The organism is Mongoliibacter ruber (assembly GCF_003003005.1).
In the GTDB taxonomy this organism is placed as follows: domain Bacteria; phylum Bacteroidota; class Bacteroidia; order Cytophagales; family Cyclobacteriaceae; genus Mongoliibacter; species Mongoliibacter ruber.
The window spans coordinates 1-2887 of the sequence record NZ_PVTR01000036.1 but is presented as its reverse complement, the minus strand read 5'-3'; the positions used below and the strand labels follow the sequence as shown (position 1 = coordinate 2887).

Genomic DNA, 2887 nt, shown 5'->3' with positions numbered 1-2887 from the left:
GTCACCGAACTGTTCTCCTACCTGGAAAGCAACAGGGACAGGATTGCCACATCCATCCTCAACCATACGTATGCGCCCAAACCTATCAAAGGGGTAGAGATACCCAAGAGCAATGGAAAGACAAGATTGCTTGGAGTTCCCACAGTGGTAGACAGATGGCTCCAACAGGCGGTAAGCCAAGTGCTGATGACCAAGTATGAACTTACGTTCAAGGAACACAGCTACGGCTTCCGTCCCGAAAAGAACATCCATAAGGCGGCAACTCAAGCCCTGAAAAACATCAATGATGGCTATCAAGATATAGTGGACATCGATCTTAAAGGATTCTTTGACGAAGTTGACCATTCGGTTCTACTTCAATTGATCTACCAACGGGTAAAATGCCCGACAAGCCTAAGGCTTATCCGAAAGTGGCTGCGTGCACCCATCCAGATCAACGGAAAACTGCACAGGCGTAGAAAAGGCGTACCACAAGGATCTCCCATCAGCCCTCTTCTATCCAACATCCTTCTGGATTTACTTGATAAGGAACTGGAAAGGAGAAACCTGAAGTATGTCCGATATGCAGATGATTTCAGCATCTACACCAAGTCAAAGACGGAAGCCAGAAAAGTGGGCAACGAGATTTACCTTTTTCTAAAGGAAAAGCTCCGACTTCCCATCAACAGGGAGAAAAGCGGCATCCGAAGACCATCCAATTTTGAGATGCTGGGACATACATTTGTACCGACTTATCAAAAAGGAGTCAAGGGGAAATACCAATTGGTAGTGAAAAAGAACAGCTGGGAATCACTCAAACGCAAGCTCAAGCAGATCACCAAGAAAACCAAACCTTACAGCTTAGAAAAACGACTTAAAAAGCTGGCAGAGATCTGGCGGGGATGGGTAAATAATTACCGCCTTGCAAGTATCTCCGCAAAGCTGAAATCACTCGATGAGTGGTTGAGAAACCGACTTCGCTACTGTATCTGGCACGACTGGAAAAAGCCCGAGCGGAAACGTAAAAACCTGATAAGATTGGGAGTGGATCAAGACCATGCCTATGCATGGAGTAGAACCAGGAAAGGGGGATGGGCTGTTGCCCAAAGTCCGATTCTGATCACTACAATAACTTTGTCCCGCTTAAGAAGAAAAGGGTATGAATCCATGCTTTCCTACTACCTCAAAACGCAACCTACAATCCAGTGAACCGCCGTATACGAGACCCGTACGTACGGTGGTGTGAGAGGCGCACCGTGAGCTTATGGCTCACGGCCGTCTACTCATATCTTTAAAAAAGCAAACAAAGCCATTGATTTAAATTAAAATGTCAGTTGATAAAGAAATTAAAGGAAGGGAGTAAACTACCTTCTAAACACTATGATGTTGCAGTCGAGAAAGCCCCTTTCTTCTTTCAATCCAAAGCCAGAATAGTAAACCATATCCTTGAGACTAATTAATAAAATTTTAAGCGGTTATTATATTAGATGATGAAAAAATTGAAGGAAGGGAATAATCCGGCTACTAAACACCAAGATGTTCCAATCGAGAAAGCCCCTTCCTTCATTCAACCCGAAGCCAGAACAGTACCTAAAGGCGTGGTTTGTTTATCATGACCTTGTATCAGCTGTGAGTAAAGGTAAAAATGGGTTGAAAATTTATTGACCAAAACAAGCTATTATATGGAAGAAAGCAGATCATTATTAATTCAAAATGTTGGGATTGACGTTTCCAAGGATACTTTAGATGTTGTATTATCGACAATGGATATAAGGCGGCAAGTAAAAGTTAAAGGCTCCCGCAAGTTTGCTAACAACGGGAAAGGATTCCGAGAATTCGTTAAATGGCTGGAAAGCAAACGTTCAAAATCCTGTGAATTGCGTGTATTGATGGAAGCCACTGGCATTTATTACGAACAGTTTGCCTGGTACCTACATGAGCGAGAATACACAGTTTCAGTCATTTTACCTACCAAGGCAAAGCGATACCTCCAAGCAATCGGCAACAAGAGTAAAAATGACAAAATTGATGCAAAAGGACTGGCAAAAATGGGCCTTGAGCAGAATTTACCACAGTGGCAACCCCTGTCAAAAAATATTTACCGGTTACGGTTGCTCACCCGTCAATTAGAGGACTTCAACAACCAGCGTACGGTATTTTTGAATCAGTTACATGCGCTGGAACACAGTGCTTATCCAGTTAAAGAAGTTGAGAGAAACCTCAATAAATTAATAAAGGAACTGGAAAAGGGCATAGAAAAGATAGATAGTGCGATTAAAAAACTGATCAAGGAAGATGAGAAGCTTTCATCCAGAGTAGATAAAATCAAACAAATAAAAGGGGTTGGAATAAAAACCATAGCAGTCCTGCTGGCTGAAACAAATGGTTTTGAAACCTTTGAAAACCAAGGACAACTTGTTAGCTATTCAGGATACGACATAGTGGAGAATCAATCTGGTAAGCATAATGGCAGAACAAAAATGTCCAAAAAAGGGAACGCCCATATCCGCAGGGCAATGCACCTCCCTGCTTTCGGAGTAGTCAGATATCAAGAAGGTCCATTTAAAGCGTTGTATGAAAGGCTAATTGCCAAAGGGAAAACGAAAATGCAGGCATACGTAGCTGTTCAGAGAAAATTATTGATTTTAATATGGGCATTGTGGAAAAAAGACCAAGAATATAATCCACTTTATCATATAAATCACCTAGAATATTCCGGTAATGATGAGTCTAAGTCCTTCTTTTCGCTTGGATCCGAAGGATCCACCAAAAAAGTAGGACCGGAGAAAACCAGTCCTACAGTAGATGAACTTCCGTGCAAAGAATCGCCTGAAGCCCTCTTTTCGCTATTGTAAATTTAATAAAAACCTTTAAAAATTACTTGGAATTTAAGACAGTACCTCGATTA

General features: G+C 41.8%; 2 protein-coding genes. Both read left to right on the top strand.

The genetic code is table 11. The features are described from left to right. A partial coding sequence (gene ltrA, locus CLW00_RS21105; RefSeq protein WP_106135695.1) for a group II intron reverse transcriptase/maturase occupies positions 1-1188 on the top strand: 1188 nt, incomplete at its 5' end. Positions 1189-1661: 473 nt separating this feature from the next. Continuing rightward, positions 1662-2834, top strand: coding sequence for an IS110 family RNA-guided transposase (locus tag CLW00_RS21100; RefSeq protein WP_106135694.1), 1173 nt, complete (start codon positions 1662-1664; stop codon positions 2832-2834). Positions 2835-2887 lie beyond the last annotated feature (53 nt).

Excerpts from the sequence above, each read along its gene's own strand:
- CLW00_RS21100 (WP_106135694.1), top strand. The coding sequence starts at position 1,662 with ATGGAAGAAAGCAGATCATTATTAATTCAAAATGTTGGGATTGACGTT.